Below are 20,139 nucleotides of genomic sequence, written 5' to 3'. Positions count from 1 at the left end.
CCGGTTACTAAGACCTTTACTTGTTTTAGTAAGAGGGTGGGAAATCTTAGCAAGATCGTGAAGTGTGATTTCCCTTATGCACCGTTCGCTACAGCCTGGACAGTGATACAAAGAAAGTAAAATCCAAAAAACATGCAGGCATGAGTAACATGAATCCTACACGTCTTTTTAAAATCATTAATTGTATCCTAAAAACGTATCTTTGTGGATCTGTGCTTTTCTAATACCTTTTCCTTTTATGTGATTGGTTACGGACTCGACAAATGGTTTTGAGCCAGCGATGTAGTATTGGCCATTATTAATATGTAATGCACTAAATTGGTCAATTAGTGGGTAGAGGTTTGATTTTTCGGTTATGAACTCTACACTGACTGACAATCGTGTGCTGAGGTCAGTCAGCTCTTCTTTATAAATGGTTTCTTCTGGCTTAGAGATGTAAAGCAGCTTGATTTCTCTGTTATTCAAACCCTCGTTTTCTATCTGTTTTAAGATAGCACGATAGGGGGTAATACCGACTCCACCTGCGATTAATAGTGCTGGGTTAGAATCTTTCAAATAAAAAGAGCCCACAGGACCACTCATGTTTATCTTCATGCCTGTCTCTAGTTCGCTTAAACTTTGTTTAAAGGCACTTAATTCCCCTGTTAGTTTAGTAGTGATGCTTAGCTCATCTTCCGCTGGTGAAGTGGCAATAGTGAATGGACGTGTACCGTTTTTAATTTTTTGATGTGTAATTGTGAATAAGCCATGTTGACCGGCTTGCCAATCTAAGTCCTTTGGCTTATCGAAATAAAAAGTAAAAATGTCATCTGATTCCTCTATTTTTCTTTTGTATGTTAGTTCACTTTTTTTAAAGATCGAGAATACATCTTTTAATAATCCCATGTATCTACCTTAACCCCTCTCATTTTCTACTACATCTTTTAATGACTCAACCATATTTGTCCAACCATATTTTGCTCCGTTGAATTCATGGTTTTCTTCCTTGAAGCCAGTGTGTTCTAAGTGCAGGTGAGTGATTTCATCCTCTTGTCTAAGTGTCCAGGTAACAATCGTGTCAATTGGACCACCTATCCACGTATAAGATAGTTTATTAGGTTTATCAACAACCAGCACTTCACTCTCTACGGTTAATCCAATTTTTTTATTGTGGAATTGGCATTTATATCCTACGATAGGTCTGAAATTATTCTCCATTACCCATTTTGCCAAGGTTTCTGAATGGGTTAAGGCATCCCAAACCTTGTTAATAGGACTTTTAAATTGAAAATCAAGTGAGATGGTTGGCATGTTCTATTCCTCCAATAGGTCTCTAAGTATATTTGTTCGTTCAGTCCAAAATTGTTCGTAATAGGTGATCCAATTTTTGATTTCTAGTAAAGGTTCAGGATTAAATTGATACCTTGTTTCTCTTCCTATGCGGCGTTTGGTCACTAGGTTTGCGTCATCTAAAATTTTGAGGTGTTTCGAGACGGCTGTTCGTCCCATTTCAAAGTGATTCGTTAATTCGTACAGTGGTAGTTCATTTGAATGAGCCAATAAGTGGACAATTTTTCGTCGCGTAGGATCCGCAATTGCCACGTACACATCACGTTCCTGGAGTGCAGTCATTCGGCCTTCTCCTTAATTATCATATTTGACACCATTTAGTGTCATAATTATAAGACACTAAATGGTGTCGCGTCAAATGGAATTAATTAGTGTTAGATAAGTAAAAGCTAAGATTGATGTTAGTGCGTATATGTAAAGACAGAACAAAAATTCTTTACTAATCATTCTAGAACTGTTATCATTCATTTTAGAACGATCATTCTCGAATAGAATAGTTTGAAAGGAGGATTATAATTCATCATTCGATGATAATGATTCCTTCGTTAAATAAAGGAGGGGTTGCATGGCAAGAAATAAAGAGTTTGATGAACAAGAAGTGTTGAATAAAGCAATGGAAGTATTCTGGAAGCAAGGGTATGAGAAAACATCTCTACAGGATCTGGTTGACCATATGGATATCCATCGTAGAAGTATCTATGACACTTTTGGTGATAAGCGTGCTCTTTTTATGAAAGCTTTAATGCATTATGAGGAAACAATCACAACAAGAATACAGAAAAAAATAGAATCAACAATTATGGTTAAACAAGCGATAAGAGATGTCTTTGAGGTTGTGATTCACTCAGATGATCAGTATCCAAAAGGTTGTTTGACCGTGAATGCAGCAGTGGAGTTATCATTACTTGATCAAGAAGTATCAAAAAGGGTTACGGAAATGTTTGAGAAGACAGAAATACTTTTTTATGATCTATTAATATACGGACAAGAAACAGGAGAAATATCTAAAAGCCTTGATGCTAAAGGGTTATCTCACTTTATCCATAACTCATTAGTAGGATTACGAGTATTAGCAAAGACTATGGAAGATCAGAAAAAAATGGAATCAATTGTGGATTTAACATTATCTACTTTAGAATAAATAAGCTTATAGGAGAGATTATAATGAAGTATACCGTCATAACAGGAGCAAGATCAGGAATAGGGTACGAGTCAGCTTTAGCATTTGCAGCAAAAGGAAAAAATCTAATCATTGTCGCTAGAAGAGAAAATAAGTTAGAAGAGCTTAAAGCAACAATTCAAACGATTAATCCGGAATTAGATGTAGTGATTCAAACGGCTGATTTGTCACAGAGTGAACAAGCGCATACCCTTTATCAACATTTAAAAGAATATGATATTGAGACGTGGATCAATAATGCTTGGACTTGGAGAATCTTCATCTTCTGTTTTAAATCAGGATCTAGATAATGTCGATACAATGCTGCAAGTAAACATTCAATCATTAACAATTCTATCAACATTGTATGCACGAGACTACGCAAATGTAGAAGGTACTCAATTAATTAATGTGTCTTCAGCACTAGGATATATGATTGCTCTTGGCAGTGTTGCGTATTCAGCATCTAAGTATTATGTGAGTGCTTTTACTGAAGGGCTTGCAACAGAACTTGAACAATCTGGAGCAAAGTTAAAGGCGAAAATTTTAGCACCAACGATAACAGAGACGGAATTTATGAGTCCTGGTAATGAAGAAAAAGTAGATTATAGTTTGATAACACCTAAATTTCATACAGCAAAACAAATGGCTTGGTTTCATGGTGAATCTTTATGACAGCAACGAAGTAGTAGGAATTGTAGACGAGAAGTATGAATTTCAGTTAAGAAAGCAAATCTATCCATCGTTTGGATTTTAATTTTTGTTTATTTTAGAATGAACGTTCTAAAAATTTCCTAGAAAGGGGGGACACAATGAAACAGAGTCAATCTATTCTAGCTAATGAACTACACCTTTCAAATGGCACAACCATTAAGAATCGTTTCTTTAAATCAGCAATGAGTGAAGCATTGGCTTCAAAAAATCATAATACGTCAAAGTCCTTAATTCACTTATATGAAACGTGGGCTAAGGGCGGGGCCGGTCTTGTTATGACAGGAAATGTAATGATTGATCGGAAAGCATTGGGAGAACCCGGGAACGTGGTTGTGGAGGATGAACGTGATTTAGACATGCTCAAAAAGTGGGCAGAAGCGGGCACCAAAGGAGGAACACATCTTTGGATGCAGCTTAATCATCCAGGTGGGCAGTCACCTAAAACCTTATCAAAGGAACCTGTAGCTCCAAGTGCTGTTTCACTTTCAGGTGATCTAGGAACCTTCTTTAACCAACCACGCGCTCTTCTAGATAATGAAATTGAAGAGCTGATTACTCGTTTTGGAGAGGCTGCAAGGGTTGCTAAAAAAGCTGGATTTACTGGAGTACAAATTCATGCAGCACATGGATATCTAATTAGTCAGTTCTTGTCTCCACACTATAATCAGCGAACAGATAAGTGGGGTGGAAACCTAGAAAATCGCATGAGGTTTCTACTTGAAACGTATAAAGAAATACGAAAGCAAGTCGGAGATGTATATCCAATTGGTATCAAGTTAAATTCAGCTGATTTTCAACGTGGTGGTTTCACGGAAGAGGAATCGATAGAGGTTCTTAAGAGAATGTCCGAAATCGGCATCGATCTGATTGAGATATCGGGAGGCAACTATGAGAATCCCAAGATGCTAGTAGCCGAAGTCAAAGAATCAACAAAGAAACGAGAAGCTTATTTTATAGAATTTGCGAGTAAGGCAAAAGAATTAATCCCTACGCCACTTGTTGTAACCGGAGGGTTTCGCACAGAAGTTGGCATGACAGAAGCGATAGAAAGTGGAGCTGTCGATATGATTGGTATTGCAAAACCACTTGCACTTCTACCTGATTTACCAAATAGGATCTTTCAAGGTACGTATGAAACGATTCAGACTAAACCGATTCGCACGGGAATTAAAATGGTAGATAAAACCGCTTCTATGATAGAACTAGGCTGTATGAACAACAGCTGGCGAGAATGGGCAAGTTGAAATCGCCCAACCCAAACCACAATGTTTGGTTGTCTTTATTTCAAAATGTGATAGCAAATGGTCGAGGTGTCTTCTTAAAAAGAAGAGGATAAATGTATAAGAAAAAGGAGAATAACGATGAAAAAAGTATATGAAGAAACTAAAATAGGGAACATTTTATTAAAAAACAGACTAGCTATGGCACCAATGACTAGAAGTAGAGCGCAGGTTGATGGTACACCTGGAGAGTTAGCAGCAGAGTATTATGGACAACGTTCTTCATTTGGCTTAATCATAACAGAAGGAACCCAACCCTCAGATGATGGCCAAGGATATTTAAATACACCGGGAATTTATACACAAGCTCATATCGATGGCTTGGAAAAAGGTAACGAGCCGAGTTCATAACGAGGGTGGCCGCATTTTCATTCAACTAATGCATGCGGGACGTGTTTCTCATCCTGATAACACACCACATCACCGCCAACCCGTAGCTCCATCGGCTATTGCGCCTGGAGCAGAGATGTTTACGGCTGAGGGTATGAAAGATATACCAACACCTAGAGAATTAAGTAAGGAAGAAATTCAAGAAGTCGTAAAGGAGTTTCGTTCTGCAGCGGCTGCAGCAATTAAAGCTGGTGCTGATGGAGTGGAGATTCATGGAGCAAATGGATACTTAATTCAACAATTTTTAAGTGAAAATGCTAATCATAGAAAGGATGAATATGGAGGTACGGTCGAGAATCGTGCTAGATTTGCAATTGAAGTAACTAAGGCTGTTATTGAGGAAATTGGCGCAGAAAAAACGGGTATTAGGTTTTCGCCTGAAGGCACACTGAATGGAATAGTGGAAGGTGACTCAGGCAATGAAGTCTATCGTTATTTAATTGGAGAATTAAGTAATCTTAGTATGGCTTATCTTCATCTTATGCATTTTGGAAATGAACCATTATTAAAAGAAATTCGTCAATTGTGGACTCAACCACTCATCGTAAATAGAATGGGCCGTCCACTTGATCAACTTTCGGTTGACTTAGATAATGGCATGGCTGATATTGCATCAGTGGGAGTTTGGGCACTTGCTAATCCTGATTTTATTGAAAGATTAGAGGAGAATGGGCCTTTTAATGAACCTGATCCAACCACGTTATACACTGGAGGGGCAAAAGGCTACACCGATTATCCATTCAAGAATGAATAAAAACTAAACGTATTTGACCGTCAAACGATTGATTAGTTTGGCGGTTTTTTGTTCGAAACAGATGTACTTAAAAACTTCATTCCCTTGATATGATACAATAATAAGTAATAATGTGAATAGGAGGGAGATGCGATATGTCAGTAGTGGATGTAACACTCTTTGAATTCAGGTGGAGTGATTTTATTTTTGAACTATCTGCAATCCTCTTTTTACTAGTAGCCTTACTAACTGTTTTTAAAGTGATAAAAACAAAAGTAGCATAACAAGTATTGGCTAAATATTTACCTTATAATGTAATGCTAATTCATCTCCAGGTAATCCCCGTATGCCCCAGTTGTGTTTTGGTGTCTCAAAGATCGTGATTTCAATGTCTTGAGGAGATATTTTCAGTTTGTTATCTATCCGTGCAATAAGCAGATTTATTAACCTTTTTTTGGCTTCTACACTTCTACCCTCAAAGATACTAATTTCAATGATGGTATAGGCCATTGTTCGATTGCTTTCGAAATAAAAATTTTCTTGTTCCATCGGGAAAAAACGGTGGAATTTTTTATTATGGGGGTATTCGAATGCATCAATTAAACAAGAATGAATAACATCGGAGAGCGTTTCTTTTATGGGGGTTAATCGTTCTTTTATACCATAGATTTTAATTTGTCCCAAGTAACGTCAGTCCTTTCTAAATTATGCGTATTTGATAGTATACTAGTTCTATAGTGTATACGTCATCCCTCTTTTTCATTGAACTATCTGCACGCCTCTTTTTACTGGTAGCCCTACTAGTTGTTTTTAAAGTGATTTAGACAAGAGCCATAAAATAAGTTTTAATCGTCTTCTTAAGGCTAAATATCTACCCTAATATGTAATGCTAATTCATCTCCAGGTAATCCTCTTATTCCACCAGGAAAAACGGTGGATTTTTTTTATGTACTTATTCGCTTATATCAAACAAAAATACACTAGATCGTACAATCCTTTAGTTAAACCTAATTTATTTCTCTTGATAGGATATAAATCTTATGAAAGTTGGAAATGAGTCAAAGTATAGAACCATCTTCGTTCTGTTTTTAAATGAATTAATTATGAGTTAGATCGCAGAAACACATTTTCCCAATGTGATTGGTTTGTTTTGTGAAATGTAGTCTTTTATAATATATACCATTAAAAAAACATGAACATATCAATGGTTACAGTTACGTTAAAAACATTACGAAAGTTGTGCTCGGCGAGATTATTCTTATAATTTAAAAAGTTTCATGTGAAGTACCTATTTTTTGATCTTATTCGACTTGTTATTCTGTTTTTGGACAAACCTCTATATTTTACAATGAGGATTTTAAACAGAAGGGGGCAAAAGATTAGATAGGTAACCTTGGAACAAAAAAAGGAATAATAAGGAGGATCTCAATGAGAAACAGAAAATTTGATTATAAAAAGAAGATGAATAATCAACGTCGAATGACAGCGAAGAAGACAGCAGCTATTATTACAGCTTCAACAATTGTTCTATCATCAGCCAATATGGCTTTACCAACGGTGAATGTACTGAATCCATTAACAAATCCTTCAGTAGCCTTAGCGTCAGAGGTTAGTACACAATCAATTGCCAACATTTCAATCTTACAGAATGCTACCTTACGTTCAAATACGGGAGAACAACAAGAAAAGAATGAAGCCGGGAATTATGACATCGATTTAACTCTTGAAGGTAATGGAGTTGCTGAAGTGGGATTGTTAGATGACAAAGTTGTTGTCTTCACATTACCAGAAGAATTGCAAGGAACAGTGATTGGGCAGCCGACTGTGACAGTCCAGGCTCAGCTAACCGCTATTACCCCAGGTGATGTTCCTGGTATCTCAACATTGGTTAATACTGTGGGCGGAGCTATTAATACATTAACAAATATACCTAACATTAATAATATAATCGATTTAGATCCACTCAACACCGCGTTCGAATCGATTCAAAATGCTCAAGAGCTCGGTTCATATGAAGTTACTGTAGATGGGGTTGTTTCAGAAGATGGAAGTACCGTTACAGTTGATTTCAGTGAAGGCTTGGGCGAATACGTACGAGATGCTTACACAAGTTTATTTGATCCATTAAGAGAGGCGGTTAATGAGTTAGAATACAGTGGAATAGTGCCTGGAGTCAGTACAGCCATTGAAGCGTTGAAAAATGTGGCGAACCCATTGTTTGATCTACTTGATAATATAGCTGATGGTAGTAGTGATGTTTTAACTGATGCATTAGATGCGAATTTGTTAGGGAATACCGAATTTAATTTACAAACTGAAATAAGTGATCCTCTGGTTCCAGAAGCAACAATTAATGCAGCCGCGATAAATGAACCGATCATTGATGCAGATATCTTCAATTTAATTCGCGAAGGTGGAGCAGAAACGACACTCATTTTTGATGATGAGAGTGACGCGGATGCGGATGCGGACGCCGATGCGGATGCGGACGCCGATGCGGATGCTGATGCGGACGCCGATGCGGATGCGGACGCCGATGCGGATGCTGATGCGGATGCCGACGCTGATGCCGACGCCGATGCTGATGCGGATGCTGACGCTGACGCGGATGCTGACGCCGATGCGGACGCTGACGCGGATGCGGATGCGGATGCGGACGCCGATGCGGACGCTGATGCCGACGCCGACGCCGATGCGGATGCCGATGCTGATGCTGACGCCGATGCGGATGCTGATGCGGATGCCGACGCCGATGCTGATGCTGATGCTGATGCTGATGCTGATGCCGATGCTGATGCGGATGCGGATGCGGACGCCGATGCCGATGCGGATGCGGATGCCGATGCGGATGCGGATGCTGACGCTGACGCCGATGCGGATGCCGACGCCGACGCTGATGCTGATGCTGATGCCGATGCGGATGCTGACGCCGATGCGGATGCCGACGCCGATGCCGATGCGGATGCTGACGCCGATGCGGATGCTGACGCCGATGCCGATGCTGATGCGGATGCCGATGCGGATGCGGATGCTGACGCTGACGCCGATGCTGATGCCGACGCCGACGCTGATGCTGATGCTGATGCCGATGCGGATGCTGACGCCGATGCGGATGCCGACGCCGATGCCGATGCGGATGCTGACGCCGATGCTGATGCTGACGCCGATGCGGATGCTGATGCTGATGCGGATGCGGATGCTGACGCTGACGCCGATGCGGATGCCGACGCCGACGCCGATGCTGATGCCGACGCCGACGCCGATGCTGATGCTGACGCCGATGCTGATGCTGATGCGGATGCGGATGCTGACGCCGATGCCGATGCCGATGCCGATGCCGATGCGGATGCTGATGCGGATGCTGACGCCGATGCGGATGGCGATGGAGATTCGCCAGATGAAGGGGTTTTTCCTGATTCTCCTGTAAGTACTGTTGTATATGAAGATGAATTAATTCTAACTGGTGAAGGCTTAGTAGGATCAACAGTATTTGTATTAGTTAATGGAGAAATTATTGGATCAAGTGAAGTAACTAGTATAAGAATTTTTGATGAAATAATCATTGATAATAATGGTGTCTTTACAATCGAATTGGAAGAATCACTTCCTGCGGGGACAATCATTGAGTTTTATCAAATAGATGAAAATGATCAACAAAGTGAATCATCATTTGTTAGAGTTCTCCCTGTTGAAGAAGGAGATGCTGACGCCGATGCCGATGCGGATGCCGATGCGGATGCCGACGCTGATGCCGACGCTGATGCTGACGCCGATGCCGATGCGGACGCCGATGCTGACGCCGATGCCGATGCCGACGCTGATGCTGACGCCGATGCCGATGCTGATGCTGATGCGGATGCCGACGCTGATGCGGATGCGGATGCGGATGCCGATGCGGACGCCGATGCTGATGCGGATGCCGACGCTGATGCGGATGCCGATGCTGACGCCGATGCCGATGCCGATGCGGATGCCGACTCCGATGCTGACAAAGAAGGGGAAAAGCTTCCTAAAACTGCTACACATGTTTGGGCATACGGGGCAGCTGGATTATTCGCAATGTTAAGCGGATTCGCAGCAAGATTATTTGGTAGAAGAAAAGAATAATAAATATATGGGGGGAGTTAATCTCCCTCCTTCATTTTTAAACCAAAAAGGAGGAAAAATAAATGAGATCTGCTCAAATGGTAAAACCAAGTACCAATATTGAAGAAAAACTAGACAAGTTTTATTTAACATTTGAACAACTTTCTTATTTTCAAACAGTAAATAAATCCAAGAAAGTGATCTTGTTTCTTTCAATGGGCTGTCAAAATGAAAGAGCAGATGTCTTAAATGTCTATCAACCCTCTTTTAAAGAAGCTTGGAAACAAGCTAAAAAGAATGCTATGAAACATGCTGATAAGTCAAATAGGAACTATGAGTGGATCAAAATTGATGTTGTTGAAAAGGAAGAGATACTTACAATTGAAGAATTTATTCAACTAATATCAAGCACAAAAAAGAACTACTTTCGTAAAGGAGTTTCGTTTGATGAACACTATCAATTTTCATTTTTAGAACAAGAATTAAATGGAAATGCCATTATTCAAGTGGATTCTCAGAAGAAAAGAGGATTCATACAACAAAGAAATATGCAGCATTATATAAAAAAACATAGACCATTTTTATCCAAAGTAACTTTTCTAAACAGAGTGAAAGAGGTTAGGATATTCAACACTCGTTCCTTTTTTTATGATGAGAAGGGTAAGCTAGTTACTCTAAAACAAACAGATCTGGATAACGGGCGAAGAAACGAAGAACTCGATCAAAAGCAAGTCAAGGAACTAATTACTAAGAGTTCTACCTTTTTAGCTGATCAAGTGCAACATAACGGTAAGTTCATCTATGGGTATTTTTCTTGTTTTGATAAGGAGATACATTTCTATAACATACTTAGACACGCAAGCACGCTTTACGCTATGGCTGAAGCTTATGAGCTATTTCCGAATGAGGATCTAAAAAAAGCAATCCAAAGAGGATTATCATATTTAAAAGATAAAGGCAGCCGGACCTATTATAAAAATGGTCAAGAGTTGGCTTACTTAATAGATGGAGAAACACCTGAAAAAGAAGAGATCAAACTTGGTGCAAATGCAGCAGCTATCTTAGCATTAACAAAATATCAAGAGGTTTTCGATGACAAAACGTATTTACCGTTTGCCATGATGCTTGGAGATGGAATACTGCAAATGCAAGATCATACGGGAAGGTTTGATCATGTACTATACACCCATTCACTTGAGTTAAAAGAACGTTTTCGTATTGTTTATTATGACGGGGAAGCTGCATTTGCTCTCATGCGACTTTATGCAGTCAATTCGGATGAGAAATGGATCACATCTGTGGAAAAAGCATTTTCCTATTTTATTGAAAAAAACCATTGGCGCCACCATGATCATTGGTTGAGTTATTGTACAAATGAACTGACAAAATATCGGCCAAAGCGTGAATATTTTATTTTTGGATTAAAAAATGTGAGTAATAAACTCTCATTTATCTATCAGCGTCATACAACATACCCAACCTTCCTGGAGCTTACGTTGGCGGGCTGGAATATGACAAAACGTATGGAGGTAAAGGGTTTTAGCGACTTACTTACTGATGGTATCCAAGAAAGGATAGAGCAAACCATTCATAAACGAGCAGATTATCAACGGAACGGTTTCTTTTATCCCGAAACTGCCATGTATTTTAAAAACCCGAAACGTATACTAGGTAGCTTTTTTATTCGACATCACTCCTTTCGATCCCGCATAGATGATTCAGAGCATTACTTATCTGGCTACTGTGCATATTACAAGTTTTTGACAGGGGTGGAGTCTTAGAAATGAAGGTGATGAACGATGAAATGGGCTAGTAATATCTTAATCATTATTGGAGTTATCCTTTTGTCATGGTTTGGCTATGAAACCTATCAAAATAATTCCTTGCAAAATGATGCTATGGCACAAGCCTTACAACTTATTGAAAGGGATAAGCCAACTACAACGAAAAGCAGAAATGGAGATATTCAAACAAGTTCGCATGATTCATTGGATTCCTCTACCTCTGAGCAAACAATAGATTCATATGAATCTTTTACTGTTCAGGAAGAAGAGGCATTTGCAATACTAGATATTGATGCACTGGATAGGAGTGTGCCAGTTGTGGAAGGGACAAGTCCAGATGATCTAGCTAAAGGAGTTGGACATTTACCACAATCTTCATTGCCAGGAGGAGAAAACCAGATTCTGCTTTCAGGTCATAGGGATACAGTCTTTCGAGACTTCGGGCAGTTAGAAATAGGAGATACATTTACTCTACACATGCCCTATGGTTCCTTTAGATATGAAATGCGGCATACAGATATAGTGTCAGAGGATGATCGAACTGTTATTAGAGAGATGGATGAAGAAATCTTGGTTATTACAACTTGCTATCCGTTTGAATATATTAATAATGCTCCAGAACGTTATGTCATTTATGCATATCCAATTGGATGATTTAGTAGGAAACTGAGACTATTTAAGTGGGGGTTTGATAAATGAGGCTAACCAATTACACAGAATATGCACTAAGAACACTTATGTATATAAACGCTGCACCTAAAGATAAGTTGGTTACAGTTGAAGAAGTTTCAACCTTTTATGAAATGCCTATAAATCACTTGAAAAAAATTTTTTGGAATCTTAATGAACTTGGCTATTTACATTCTATTAGAGGTAGAAATGGTGGGTATAAACTCAACGTAGAGCCAACTAGCATTCGACTAGGCAGTTTAATTAAAGAATTAGAAAACCTTGAATTAATCTCCCTTGTTGAAGTAAAAGTTAATGCGCAATTTCATAACCCCTGCTCATTAACAGAGTACGTAGAAGAAGCATTGTCAGCCTTTTTAGAATCAATGAATCAATATACACTTCATGATCTTGTAAATAGTAATCTTAAACTACTGGAAATATCGAAGGGATAGTTGAGAGTTATTCTATTAAGCTTTCTCCTTAAGGAGAGGCTTTTTATTTTTTGGATTCCTTGTTGTGTTAGCCTCATCCTCAACTTATTCTGTCGATTCTACTCCCAAGCGACATCAGTCCTTTGGGAATGACCAAACTCATCCCCTGGTCAAAGCAGTAGTCGAAATGCATGACCAGATGACAGAAACTCATAAAGACCTGCCACTGGCGTGATAATCATGAAAAAAACGAACTGGACAGTTTAAATGTCTCAGTTCGTTTATGAAAAGTTAAAATGCACCAGTCCAGCCAGCATCAGCAGCAAGTACTGTTCCATTTACAAAGCTTGATTGCTCTGAAGCAAGAAATAGCGCAACCTTTGCGATTTCTTCAGCTGTTCCTACACGTGGCATCACAGATGTCGTCTTTTTAATGCGTTCCAAACCGAACGAATTAGGCTGTTTTAGGCTTGATGTAATGTTTGTTGCCACACCACCTGGAGCAATGGCGTTACAACGAATGCCTTCATTCGCATACATGTATCCAGTATTTTTGGTTAGACCCACTACAGCGTGTTTAGATGCTCCATAAGCAGCTCCGGCATGCGCTCCACTGATACCGCCAGTAGATGCAACATTTACAATAATACCCTGTTTCTTCTCTAAGAAAATGGGAATGGATTTACGCATTGTATACATAACACTTTTGGTATTAATATCAAAAAGTAAATCCCATTTCTCATCTGTTATATCACCGACTGGTTCAAAAGCATCCATAATACCAGCATTGTTCACTAGAATGTCTAGAGTTCCATAGGTCTCTACAGCTAAATCAATCATTGATTCTGCTTCTTCACGTTTCGCAAGATCCACTCGTATGGCGGTTGCTTGTCCACCTGACTCTTTAATTGTATGAACCGTTTCCTCAACACCTGCTTGATTGATATCAGCGGCAACAACCTTGGCCCCTTCTTTCGCGTACAATTCGGCGATAGCCCTTCCCATTCCTGATGCGGCTCCTGTTACGATGGCTACTTTATTCTCTAATTGCATACTAAGGACCTCCAATTAAATTCAATTTAAAATGAAACAGGTAGAGATTCTAATCCCTGTGAGGAAAGTGAGAATTGCCAATTCACTTCTTCAGGAGGAATACTAAGGCGTAAGTTAGGTAATCTATTGAGTAGTGTTGTAAAAGCGATGTCTCCCTCTACACGAGCAAGGGGCGCGCCAAGACACATATGCATACCAAAACCAAATGCCAGGTGGCGGTGAACATCGCGAGTAATATCTAATTCATCTGAATTAGAAAATTTCTCTTCATCACGATTTGCCGACTTAACCATCACAAGAAGCATATCTCCTTTTTTGATCGATTGACCAGCTAATTCTAGATCTTCTTTAGCAAATCGGGGTCCAACACTAGTAGAGGGGCCATTAAAACGTAATAATTCCTCTACGGCTGTAGGAACTAGATGCAAATTTGCTTTTAGTTGGTCTAATTGCTCTGGGTGATCAAATAACATCATACTACCTGTGGCAATTAGATTAGACGTAGTCTCGTGGCCGGCAAATATAAGCAATGTGATCATAGAAATTAATTCACTCTCATCTAGACGTTCGCCTTCTTCTTCAATCGCAATGAGTTGGCTAATTAAGTCATCTTTAGGATTTGTTCGTTTTTTAGCAACAAGTTCCTTGGTATATTCGCCAAACTCCTTTAAATGTATTTGAACAGTAGGATCTTGTTTTCCCCAAGCCTAAACCTTTAGCAATAGCAGAGGACCAAATCTGGAGGTTCGCTCGATCCTCTGGGGGAACACCAAGCATCTCGGATATAACATTTATTGGTAAAGGATACGCGTAATCCTTCACAAGGTCCATTTCACCATTAGATTGAACTTGATTAATGAGTTCATCTGCAATTTCCTGAATGCGAGGACGTAAGCCTTCCATATATTTAGGGGTAAAAGCTTTAGATACTAACAGCCTTAATCGTTTGTGATCGATACCATCAATAAAGAGCATCGATTTTCCAGTGAAAAAGGTATCAGGAGAAGCATCGGAATCTTCTACTATTTTTCCTCTGAAGTCACTTCCATGTTCAATTGATGATGGATCGACTGTAAATAATTTCGGGTTCTTTAAGACTTGAGTGGCAACATCCATTTTCGTTACCATCCATGAATTCTTATCTGAATCTCCCATTGGATTTGGTATCGAGATAACCGGACCCATTTCTCTAAGTTGTGCAAACAAAGAAAAAGGATTCTCGCTACTTTGTCCGCTTAGAAAGCCTAAGACTTTTTCTTGTACTTCTTCTGTACTGCTCACTTTCCTTCACCCTCTCTGTTTGGAGAACTAGGTCATTTTTCAGAAGACCAGTGTCGAATAGATGTGATAGAGTTATCTTAAGCTACTTTGCACGTTCAAATGTTCCAATGATAAACGGAAAGTATAGAAAAATTATAGTGTCACAGAGTGACAAATGTCAACGGAGGAAAGATGTAAAAATGAATGAAGATCATGATATAAGTAATCGCAGTCTAAGAGAGACTAAGAAGCGTAAGGCTCAAACTGATATTGAAGAAGCTGCACTTCGGCTATTTTTAGAAAAAGGGTATGAACAAACATCTATTAAAGACATTACAGATGAAGTCATGATGTCCTCCCGAACCTTTTTTCGATATTTCACGTCTAAAGAAGAAGTACTCACAGGTTTTACCCAAACAACACAAAAAGAAAGAATGGAACAAATGGATTCAAACGCTTCTGTTCAACAAGCACTCCGATCCATCTTTTCTCTTCTTTCGCAGAAGTATGAGCAACAAAGACAGAATCTTTTAACTCGCTATCATATCTCAAAACAAACGGAATCTATCTCATCCTTATTTCTGTACAAACTATTAGAACCAGAGCCATTAATATGTGAGGAACTATGCTCTCACATTAAAGGTGCCAATCGAGATCGCGTCCGCTTTTTAGTTGCCATACATATGGCAGCATTTCGTGTTTCAGTAGAAATCTGGTTAGAGGATACTGAAAATAAGTCTCGCTTGAAAGATATCTTGTTTAACCATTTAGATCAGTTTAAAGACATGTAGAACTGAAGTCTTAAATGATACAATCGTATAAAAAGCGGAAATAAGGAGGTAACACACAATGGAAGTATTCTCAGATTTTTTAGCGGGTATTGATAACCCAGAACATAGAGCCAGAACAGAAGAGGTTTTAGCATGGGTATCAGAGACCTATCCAAATCTAGTGCCAAAGATTGCATGGAATCAGCCGATGTTTACCGACCATGACACATTTATTATTGGTTTTAGCGTGGCCAAACAGCACTTGGCTGTAGCACCTGAAAAAGTTGTCATTGATCGTTTCTCTACCGACATTGTGGCGGCAGGTTATGAGCACACTGCGCAGTTAATACGAATGAAGTGGAAAAAACCGACCGACTTCTTATTACTAGCGAAGTTGATCGACTTTAACATTCAGGACAAGGCTGAATATACAGCGTTCTGGCGGAAATAGAATAAATACGAAGTTCCAAACAGGCGAAACAGACAATTTTAGTTGTCCGTTCCGTCTGTTTTTGTTGTGGAAGTGCTTTGGAAGGGGCGTTCTTCTTGGTGTGAGGAGGGTGGTCTTGGTAAAGAGAGCGTTCCACTTGGAGAGAGGAGATGGAGCTTGATGAAGAGAGCGTTCTTCTTGGAGAGAGGAGGTCGGTCTTGGTAAAGAGAGCGTTGCTCTTGGAGAGAGGAGGTGGAGCTTGTTAAAGAGAGCGCTCTTCTTAGAGAGAGAAGGTGGAGCTTGGAGAGGAGAGCGTTGCTCTTGGAGAGAGGAGGTCGGTCTTGGTAAAGAGATCGTCCCTCTTGGAGAGAGGAGATGGAGCTTGTTAAAGAGAGCGTTGCTCTTGGAGAGAGAAGGTGGAGCTTGCTAAAGAGTGAGTTCCTCTTAGAGTAGTTAGGTCGGTCTTGCTTGATATTGAATTGCTCTTGATGAATCACGCTCCTCTCTTGATGGCTACTCCTACCTCTTGTTAGAACCCCCATCCACCTTGGTACTTTCAATATTTTTCTTGCTAAATAGCTTATAACTTACAATTTCTTAGAATTATTTAAAATTCGTGCCACTTTTAGATGGATTGATCCGTCTATATAGGTGGAGGGGGAGTGAAGGCTTGGATGATAAGGAATTAATACATAGAATACTCGAGGGCGATGAGCTCGCTTTAGAGGCATTACATAAACGATATGCGCGTCAAATCTATCATTATATTTATACGGAAACGAAGAATTATAATGATGCTGAAGAGATTCTCCAGGAAGTATTTTATAAAGTGTCAACGAAACTATATCAATTTAAACAACGATCTTCGTTTAAAACATGGATCTATGTCATTGCACGAAATGCGATTATTGACTACTACAGGAAACAGGAGAATCAACTAAAAACGATTCCACTGCAAGAGGAATTAATAGAACATAATGGAGGATTTGAACGGGGTGAGATCCTCACAGACCTTCAACATTCAATAGAGAGATTACCTTTGAAGTATCGAAGGATCTTACATCTACGTTATATTGAAGGTTTTTCACTGATTGATACAGCGAGAATTATAGGAGTTTCGGTGATGTCAGTGAAATCTACCCAAAAACGAGCAAAAAAGATGTTGAAGATGCAGCTTGATGAGGGGGTAGCCTGGAATGGATAATCATTCAAACGATAAGAAATACATAATATTACCTCATAGTGCCTATACAAAAAGCCTTAACTCTTTTAAGCAAGGTATGCATGATATGGAGAAACCAAAGCCCAAAAATAAAATGACGTATGTAGCTGGAATTGGTGCTGCGGTATTGATGGGTTTGTTAGCTTTTACATTTATTCCAAGCCATAGATAATGAAAATCAAGACAACCCAAGCCGAGGAACCAGTTGAACAGAAAGAATCGGAAAGAGAAGAGATCGTAGAACATAAGATTGATCTCACTCAAATAAAAGAAGATGAGGATGTACTTTCTCAAGTTTTGGTTAGAGAACCGTTCGATTTAGGTTCAGGAGGTGAAAGTGAATCCATCCATGATGGGGAATTTTCAGTTATGGCTCTATCTGATTGGTACGTTACAAGTTATAATTCTGAGTTTGAACAGGGTAGTAAGGCAACCATTGAAGGACCTAATGGGCTTCATCAAACCATTCTTTTGTTTGATAAAGAAGCACCAGCAGATGAAATAGAGCGAGCCAAAACAGAACTTCTTTCAAATTATCGTTATACCGAGGCGACACAGGTTCCAATTGAACAACTCGCAAGCTATAAAGAGAAATATCCTGTTACTGACGGATCATTTATGGAAAATTTTAAAGATCGATTTGCAATTGAACTAGATGAAGATACAACATTTTTCACCATGAAAAATGACCGAAAAGGACGTTTGTACGATTATGTAGAGGCGACCCTTTTTGATAAGAAGCTCATTTTATTTTCAGATGTACCGGTAAGTCAACCAAAAAAACTTTCCGCTACTTATTACACCTTAAGTTCAATTATTCCAGAAAGTGATTATGAAATCTCGTTAGGAGCTTATGATAAAAAGCATGGAAGACCTATTACTCGAACCATGGTTATGGGAGGATTCCAATGGGAGTTTGTAGAATTCCAGCTGTATGAACATGAGCTTGGATTCACTAGTTATATTAGAGAGGGAGCTACACTTGAAAAAATAGAGCGAACAGGTTTTACAGAGTGGAGGTTTTCAGATGAAAGTACCAAAGAAAACCGCTATTACTCATTTGGTAAACTTGACCCGAACATTTCATTAGAAGATGCGAAGTTAACCTTGATAGATGGGTATGGTTTCGATCGGGAATTCATAGATGGAACAGGCCAAATCTCATTCCATCATTATGAACCATCTATTAATATTACAAGGTCTTTTGAATTAGTTCAGAAACAAGGAGAATGGTATTACATTTTCTCTGAAGATGATCATAGTGAGGGATTCATTGGGCCAGGATTATTCAACCTCGCCAGCAAATTCCAACAGGAAATCATATTTGATTAAGGAGAAATAAGGGACGTTCTACTCTACAAAAGAACGTCCCCTTCTCTATGCTTTATTAAGTTTCTATCTCCTTGCACGCCCAAGCATCAACCTCAACTTTAAATGAAGGAGCAGCTAAAGCTACAACATAAATCAACGTTGTACAAGGCAGATGTTCACCAAGAAAATCCTTCGTGACCTTCCTTCTTTTATCTGTATCAAATTCTCCTACTAAATAAAAGACCAGCTTCGTAATGTCCTTAATATCCATATCTGCTTCTTCAAGGTTTTGTTTAATATTGTCTAATGCTAATTCTAACTGTTCAATTGGATCTTCAGGTATGTCATTGTGAACATCCATGCCTAATTGTCCAGATAAAGTTAACCACCTGTTGGGACCTGTTACTTCTATTTGATGAACGTAGGGGGCGACAGGTTCGTGTATTGCTTTAGGGTTTCTAGAAATTTTCATCTGCGTACTCCTTAATTGGATTTTATGTTTTTGCAGGATTTATACGGAGAATACTGAATACTATATACATGAGCATTCACATTCTAAGATAAGAGGAGAATGTCTAAATGGTAGAACGTATTTTAAATGATAACCGTGAAGAGTACGAAGATTTTTTATTGCTTATTACTTTTTGTTCACTTTTGACCTTTAAGAAAATCAAGAAATTAGAACGTTATAAAGCTAAAATAAAAGAACGGCTGTATATTCTATAAGACCTAAAAGGAGACTCACATGTTAAAAGATCCATGGTTTACAGTTCAAGAGATTGATCGCACAACGTATGCAATTAGCGAGTATGGTCATTGGGAGAAGGTTCACTCGTTTCTCTTAATTGGAGAGACTAAGGCTATTTTAATTGATACGGGTTTAGGCATTGATGATATATCGAGGGTCACTTCACAGCTGACCGCTCTTCCTATAGACGTTGTAACGACACATGTTCACGCCGATCATATTGGTAGTCATAATAAGTTTGATCACCTCTATGTACATGATGCGGATAAGGATTGGCTAGTGAATGGCATACAGGGACTGCCGATTGAGCAAATCAGAAAGGATATGGGGCGAGATATAACGATCCCAACACCGGACTCGTTTGATCCCGCTACCTACAAGCCTTTTCAAGGAGAGCCCACTGGTTTATTAGATGATGGAGATGTTGTTGATTTTGGCAATCGTGCGTTAATGGTTCTTCATACCCCGGGGCACTCTCCTGGCCATCTTGCTTTTTTTGATCAGGAGAGAGGGGAGATTTGTTGTATGATGATACACCGGTTTATGCCCATTATCCCTCAACAAATCCTGCAGATCTAGCGAACTCTCTCGAAAAGGTGGCCTCACTAGAAGGTGTCAGTATGGTATATGGCGCTCATAATACAGTAGGACTTCCACCAACTATATTAGAAGAAGTCAAAAAAGCCGTTATGTATTTAAGAGAGCAGAACCTGTTAACGTTTGGAACCGGTATTCACCGCTTTAATGGATTTAGTGTGCAGTTCTAA

At 39.3% G+C, this 20,139-nt stretch carries 23 protein-coding genes and 2 pseudogenes; 17 read left to right on the top strand and 8 right to left on the bottom strand.

All coding sequences use genetic code 11. The features are described from left to right. Positions 1-177: 177 nt before the first annotated feature. Genes NDM98_RS20760 through NDM98_RS20750 form a run of 3 tightly spaced genes read right to left on the bottom strand, consistent with a single transcriptional unit; the run spans position 178 to position 1,611 of the window. Positions 178-885 carry an FAD-dependent oxidoreductase gene (locus tag NDM98_RS20760; RefSeq protein ID WP_251611444.1) on the bottom strand — a complete coding sequence of 236 codons (708 nt, stop codon included), beginning with the start codon at positions 883-885 and terminating at the stop codon, positions 178-180. A gap of 9 nt (positions 886-894) precedes the next feature. Continuing rightward, positions 895-1,290, bottom strand: a complete 396-nt coding sequence (locus tag NDM98_RS20755) for an SRPBCC family protein (protein ID WP_251611443.1) — start codon at positions 1,288-1,290, stop codon at positions 895-897. A gap of 3 nt (positions 1,291-1,293) precedes the next feature. Further along, positions 1,294-1,611, bottom strand: a complete 318-nt coding sequence (locus tag NDM98_RS20750) for an ArsR/SmtB family transcription factor (protein ID WP_251611442.1) — start codon at positions 1,609-1,611, stop codon at positions 1,294-1,296. 283 nt (positions 1,612-1,894) lie between these two features. Between NDM98_RS20750 and NDM98_RS20745 the strand changes: the two genes are divergently transcribed. The 6 genes and pseudogenes from NDM98_RS20745 (at position 1,895) to NDM98_RS23675 (ending at position 5,889) form a co-directional block, all read left to right on the top strand. After that, complete coding sequence (locus NDM98_RS20745; RefSeq protein ID WP_251611441.1) at positions 1,895-2,470, top strand: TetR/AcrR family transcriptional regulator; 576 nt, start codon at positions 1,895-1,897, stop codon at positions 2,468-2,470. Between the two features lie 23 nt (positions 2,471-2,493). Further along, positions 2,494-3,245, top strand: a pseudogene (locus tag NDM98_RS20740) (SDR family NAD(P)-dependent oxidoreductase). Positions 3,246-3,300: 55 nt separating this feature from the next. Then, entirely contained in the window at positions 3,301-4,446 is a 1,146-nt protein-coding gene (locus tag NDM98_RS20735; RefSeq protein WP_307728918.1) for an NADH:flavin oxidoreductase/NADH oxidase family protein, read from the top strand. A gap of 117 nt (positions 4,447-4,563) precedes the next feature. Next, positions 4,564-4,833 (top strand): oxidoreductase, encoded by a 270-nt coding sequence (locus tag NDM98_RS24340; RefSeq protein ID WP_307728916.1) that lies wholly within the window; start codon positions 4,564-4,566, stop codon positions 4,831-4,833. Next, on the top strand, positions 4,799-5,626 hold the full coding sequence (locus tag NDM98_RS20730) for an oxidoreductase (RefSeq protein WP_307728915.1): 828 nt from the start codon (positions 4,799-4,801) through the stop codon (positions 5,624-5,626). The genes NDM98_RS24340 and NDM98_RS20730 overlap by 35 nt, the downstream gene beginning before the upstream one ends. 134 nt (positions 5,627-5,760) lie before the next feature. Then, entirely contained in the window at positions 5,761-5,889 is a 129-nt protein-coding gene (locus NDM98_RS23675) for a hypothetical protein (RefSeq protein ID WP_285804104.1), read from the top strand. A gap of 10 nt (positions 5,890-5,899) precedes the next feature. Here the strand turns inward: NDM98_RS23675 and NDM98_RS20725 are convergent, their stop codons facing one another. Beyond that, positions 5,900-6,289 (bottom strand): tautomerase family protein, encoded by a 390-nt coding sequence (locus NDM98_RS20725; RefSeq protein WP_251611440.1) that lies wholly within the window; start codon positions 6,287-6,289, stop codon positions 5,900-5,902. Between the two features lie 744 nt (positions 6,290-7,033). On the opposite strand from NDM98_RS20725, the gene NDM98_RS20720 reads away from it, so the two are divergent. The 4 genes from NDM98_RS20720 (at position 7,034) to NDM98_RS20705 (ending at position 12,599) form a co-directional block, all read left to right on the top strand. After that, entirely contained in the window at positions 7,034-9,712 is a 2,679-nt protein-coding gene (locus NDM98_RS20720; RefSeq protein ID WP_251611439.1) for an adhesive domain-containing protein, read from the top strand. Positions 9,713-9,774: 62 nt separating this feature from the next. Next, on the top strand, positions 9,775-11,472 hold the full coding sequence (locus NDM98_RS20715; RefSeq protein ID WP_251611438.1) for a glycoside hydrolase family protein: 1,698 nt from the start codon (positions 9,775-9,777) through the stop codon (positions 11,470-11,472). 18 nt (positions 11,473-11,490) lie between these two features. After that, positions 11,491-12,129, top strand: coding sequence for a class D sortase, LPxTATN-specific (gene srtD / locus NDM98_RS20710; protein WP_251611437.1), 639 nt, complete (start codon positions 11,491-11,493; stop codon positions 12,127-12,129). 41 nt (positions 12,130-12,170) lie between these two features. Further along, complete coding sequence (locus NDM98_RS20705; RefSeq protein WP_251611436.1) at positions 12,171-12,599, top strand: RrF2 family transcriptional regulator; 429 nt, start codon at positions 12,171-12,173, stop codon at positions 12,597-12,599. A 270-nt stretch (positions 12,600-12,869) separates the two neighbouring features. Here NDM98_RS20705 and NDM98_RS20700 read toward each other — a convergent pair whose 3' ends face one another. The 3 genes from NDM98_RS20700 to NDM98_RS20690 are packed head-to-tail and all read right to left on the bottom strand — an operon-like array spanning position 12,870 to position 14,912. Beyond that, positions 12,870-13,631, bottom strand: a complete 762-nt coding sequence (locus NDM98_RS20700) for an SDR family oxidoreductase (protein ID WP_251611435.1) — start codon at positions 13,629-13,631, stop codon at positions 12,870-12,872. Between the two features lie 26 nt (positions 13,632-13,657). After that, positions 13,658-14,308, bottom strand: coding sequence for a cytochrome P450 (locus NDM98_RS20695; protein WP_373370435.1), 651 nt, complete (start codon positions 14,306-14,308; stop codon positions 13,658-13,660). Next, a complete protein-coding gene (locus NDM98_RS20690; protein ID WP_251611434.1) occupies positions 14,262-14,912 on the bottom strand; it encodes a cytochrome P450 family protein in 651 nt (216 codons plus the stop codon). The genes NDM98_RS20695 and NDM98_RS20690 overlap by 47 nt, the downstream gene beginning before the upstream one ends. A 179-nt stretch (positions 14,913-15,091) precedes the next feature. Here NDM98_RS20690 and NDM98_RS20685 point away from each other — a divergent pair, with 179 nt between their 5' ends. The 5 genes from NDM98_RS20685 (at position 15,092) to NDM98_RS20665 (ending at position 18,645) form a co-directional block, all read left to right on the top strand. Beyond that, positions 15,092-15,682, top strand: coding sequence for a TetR/AcrR family transcriptional regulator (locus NDM98_RS20685; protein WP_251611433.1), 591 nt, complete (start codon positions 15,092-15,094; stop codon positions 15,680-15,682). A gap of 58 nt (positions 15,683-15,740) precedes the next feature. Continuing rightward, on the top strand, positions 15,741-16,112 hold the full coding sequence (locus tag NDM98_RS20680) for an iron chaperone (protein WP_251611432.1): 372 nt from the start codon (positions 15,741-15,743) through the stop codon (positions 16,110-16,112). Positions 16,113-16,761: 649 nt separating this feature from the next. Continuing rightward, on the top strand, positions 16,762-17,295 hold the full coding sequence (locus NDM98_RS20675; RefSeq protein WP_251611431.1) for an RNA polymerase sigma factor: 534 nt from the start codon (positions 16,762-16,764) through the stop codon (positions 17,293-17,295). Further along, positions 17,288-17,485: a hypothetical protein gene (locus NDM98_RS20670; RefSeq protein WP_251611430.1), complete on the top strand. Its 198-nt coding sequence runs from the start codon at positions 17,288-17,290 to the stop codon at positions 17,483-17,485. The genes NDM98_RS20675 and NDM98_RS20670 overlap by 8 nt, the downstream gene beginning before the upstream one ends. Further along, on the top strand, positions 17,485-18,645 hold the full coding sequence (locus NDM98_RS20665) for a hypothetical protein (RefSeq protein WP_251611429.1): 1,161 nt from the start codon (positions 17,485-17,487) through the stop codon (positions 18,643-18,645). The genes NDM98_RS20670 and NDM98_RS20665 overlap by 1 nt, the downstream gene beginning before the upstream one ends. 55 nt (positions 18,646-18,700) lie before the next feature. Here NDM98_RS20665 and NDM98_RS20660 read toward each other — a convergent pair whose 3' ends face one another. After that, positions 18,701-19,096 (bottom strand): RidA family protein, encoded by a 396-nt coding sequence (locus tag NDM98_RS20660; protein WP_251611428.1) that lies wholly within the window; start codon positions 19,094-19,096, stop codon positions 18,701-18,703. Between the two features lie 107 nt (positions 19,097-19,203). On the opposite strand from NDM98_RS20660, the gene NDM98_RS20655 reads away from it, so the two are divergent. Continuing rightward, positions 19,204-19,350 carry a hypothetical protein gene (locus NDM98_RS20655; protein ID WP_251611427.1) on the top strand — a complete coding sequence of 49 codons (147 nt, stop codon included), beginning with the start codon at positions 19,204-19,206 and terminating at the stop codon, positions 19,348-19,350. A gap of 19 nt (positions 19,351-19,369) precedes the next feature. Continuing rightward, a pseudogene (locus NDM98_RS20650) lies at positions 19,370-20,139 on the top strand (MBL fold metallo-hydrolase).

It is taken from the genome of Alkalicoccobacillus plakortidis, from assembly GCF_023703085.1.
Taxonomy (GTDB): Bacteria; Bacillota; Bacilli; order Bacillales; family Bacillaceae_D; genus Alkalicoccobacillus; species Alkalicoccobacillus plakortidis.
The sequence above is the reverse complement of the archived record's forward strand: the minus strand, read 5'-3'. Positions and strand labels throughout refer to the sequence as shown.

Bases quoted from the DNA above. Each gene is read 5' to 3' on its own strand.
- NDM98_RS20685 (WP_251611433.1), top strand. From the start codon at position 15,092: ATGAATGAAGATCATGATATAAGTAATCGCAGTCTAAGAGAGACTAAG.
- NDM98_RS20670 (WP_251611430.1), top strand. From the start codon at position 17,288: ATGGATAATCATTCAAACGATAAGAAATACATAATATTACCTCATAGT.
- NDM98_RS20655 (WP_251611427.1), top strand. From the start codon at position 19,204: ATGGTAGAACGTATTTTAAATGATAACCGTGAAGAGTACGAAGATTTT.
- NDM98_RS20730 (WP_307728915.1), top strand. From the start codon at position 4,799: ATGGCTTGGAAAAAGGTAACGAGCCGAGTTCATAACGAGGGTGGCCGC.
- NDM98_RS20745 (WP_251611441.1), top strand. From the start codon at position 1,895: ATGGCAAGAAATAAAGAGTTTGATGAACAAGAAGTGTTGAATAAAGCA.
- srtD (WP_251611437.1), top strand. From the start codon at position 11,491: ATGAAATGGGCTAGTAATATCTTAATCATTATTGGAGTTATCCTTTTG.
- NDM98_RS20705 (WP_251611436.1), top strand. From the start codon at position 12,171: ATGAGGCTAACCAATTACACAGAATATGCACTAAGAACACTTATGTAT.
- NDM98_RS20760 (WP_251611444.1), bottom strand. From the start codon at position 885: ATGGGATTATTAAAAGATGTATTCTCGATCTTTAAAAAAAGTGAACTA.
- NDM98_RS24340 (WP_307728916.1), top strand. From the start codon at position 4,564: ATGAAAAAAGTATATGAAGAAACTAAAATAGGGAACATTTTATTAAAA.
- NDM98_RS20665 (WP_251611429.1), top strand. From the start codon at position 17,485: ATGAAAATCAAGACAACCCAAGCCGAGGAACCAGTTGAACAGAAAGAA.
- NDM98_RS20720 (WP_251611439.1), top strand. From the start codon at position 7,034: ATGAGAAACAGAAAATTTGATTATAAAAAGAAGATGAATAATCAACGT.
- NDM98_RS20735 (WP_307728918.1), top strand. From the start codon at position 3,301: ATGAAACAGAGTCAATCTATTCTAGCTAATGAACTACACCTTTCAAAT.
- NDM98_RS20750 (WP_251611442.1), bottom strand. From the start codon at position 1,611: ATGACTGCACTCCAGGAACGTGATGTGTACGTGGCAATTGCGGATCCT.
- NDM98_RS23675 (WP_285804104.1), top strand. From the start codon at position 5,761: ATGTCAGTAGTGGATGTAACACTCTTTGAATTCAGGTGGAGTGATTTT.
- NDM98_RS20660 (WP_251611428.1), bottom strand. From the start codon at position 19,096: ATGAAAATTTCTAGAAACCCTAAAGCAATACACGAACCTGTCGCCCCC.
- NDM98_RS20700 (WP_251611435.1), bottom strand. From the start codon at position 13,631: ATGCAATTAGAGAATAAAGTAGCCATCGTAACAGGAGCCGCATCAGGA.
- NDM98_RS20755 (WP_251611443.1), bottom strand. From the start codon at position 1,290: ATGCCAACCATCTCACTTGATTTTCAATTTAAAAGTCCTATTAACAAG.
- NDM98_RS20680 (WP_251611432.1), top strand. From the start codon at position 15,741: ATGGAAGTATTCTCAGATTTTTTAGCGGGTATTGATAACCCAGAACAT.
- NDM98_RS20715 (WP_251611438.1), top strand. From the start codon at position 9,775: ATGAGATCTGCTCAAATGGTAAAACCAAGTACCAATATTGAAGAAAAA.